This is a genomic window from Corynebacterium sp. c3Ub_189, assembly GCF_039907195.1.
In the GTDB taxonomy this organism is placed as follows: domain Bacteria; phylum Actinomycetota; class Actinomycetes; order Mycobacteriales; family Mycobacteriaceae; genus Corynebacterium.
In genome coordinates this window covers 1-1,374 of sequence record NZ_JASBOF010000047.1, presented here as the reverse complement: position 1 = coordinate 1,374, position 1,374 = coordinate 1, and the positions used below count along the sequence as shown (strand labels likewise).

Annotated in this window: 1 protein-coding gene; it reads left to right on the top strand. The window is 53.7% G+C overall.

Going from position 1 to position 1,374, the window contains the following annotated elements:
• Positions 1-26: 26 nt before the first annotated feature.
• The gene (locus QKD99_RS11435) at positions 27-1,370 is read left to right on the top strand and encodes an IS256 family transposase (RefSeq protein WP_204608743.1); all 1,344 of its coding nucleotides are present in this window, start codon (positions 27-29) and stop codon (positions 1,368-1,370) included.
• Positions 1,371-1,374: the final 4 nt, after the last annotated feature.

Sequence of the window (1,374 nt, the reverse complement as noted above, 5' to 3'; positions counted from 1 at the left end):
GATCCCGCATAAGGAGATAAGCCAGAATGACTACTGTGGCGAGACGAGATCCGGCCGATAAGGCCAAGATTGATGCGATTGAAAAGAAGCTTCTTGCTAACCCTGAAATCGCGAAACTGATTGACGACCTAGGCACGTCCACAACGGATGCCAATGACCTGGTTCGCGGCATGCTGCAAGCCTCGATTACTAGGGGTTTGAATGCCGAGATGGATGCCCACCTCGGCTACGAGTCTGGTGATAGGAGCGGCAAAGCTGCAGCTGGGACAGACAATCACCGCAACGGGTCGTACACAAAGACCGTGGATTCTAACTACGGGCCGGTCACCGTGGATATCCCCAGAGACAGGACTGGGACGTTTATCCCAACTATGGTCCCTAAAGGCTCGAGACGTTTAACTGATGTCGATGACATGATTGTCAGCTTGTACGCCGGTGGGATGACAATCAGGGATATCCAGCACCACATGGCAACGGCGATGCGGGTTGATATCTCCCATGAGACGATTTCAGCGGTTACTGACGCCGTCTTGGATGAGGTTATGGTCTGGCAAAACCGCCAGCTAGATGAGTTCTACCCGGTCATTTTCCTGGACGCGCTGCGCATTAAAGTCCGCGATGGCGGCCGGGTAGTCAACAAGAGTGCGTACATGGCAATCGGTGTGGACCTTGACGGCATCAAACACATTTTAGGATTGTGGATTGCCAAAGAAGAAGGCGCTTCATTTTGGGCGCAGGTATGCGCCAATCTTTCTAACCGTGGTGTCAAAGACGTCTTTATCGTCTGCTGTGACGGGCTGAAAGGCCTACCAGAAGCAGTCGAGGCAACCTGGCCGAACTCTATGGTGCAAACCTGTATCGTGCACCTGATACGTGCCGCGAACCGGTGGGTAGCCTACGGGGATCGCCGGGCTGTATCAGCCGCGTTGAAGAAGGTCTACACCGCCACAGACGAGTCCACAGCTAGGGCTGCTTTAGCCGAATTCGAGGCTTCCGAGCTGGGTGAGAAGTATCCCCGCTCAGTCAAGGTCTGGCAGGACGCGTGGGCGCGGTTTGTCCCGTTTCTGCAGTTCCCACCAGCAGCTAGGAAGGTGATCTATACGACGAACTCCATTGAATCTTTTAACAATGAGCTGCGTAAAGCTACTCGCAACAGGGTGCAGTTCACCAACGATGAATCAGCCCTAAAGACGCTGTGGTTGATGATCTGCAATATTGAAGACAAGCGAGCCGCCAAGAGAGCAAAGCAAGGTAAACGAGTCTCAAGAACAGCCGGCAGACTCATGGAAGGAGCCCGAGTATCCGGCTGGAAACAAGCCATCAACCAAATGGCCGTGGCCTACCCCGACCGCTTCGACAAATACCTATAAACCC

What these genes read in the sequence shown, in the direction of transcription:
- QKD99_RS11435 (WP_204608743.1), top strand. Translation starts at nt 27, where the DNA reads ATGACTACTGTGGCGAGACGAGATCCGGCCGATAAGGCCAAGATTGAT.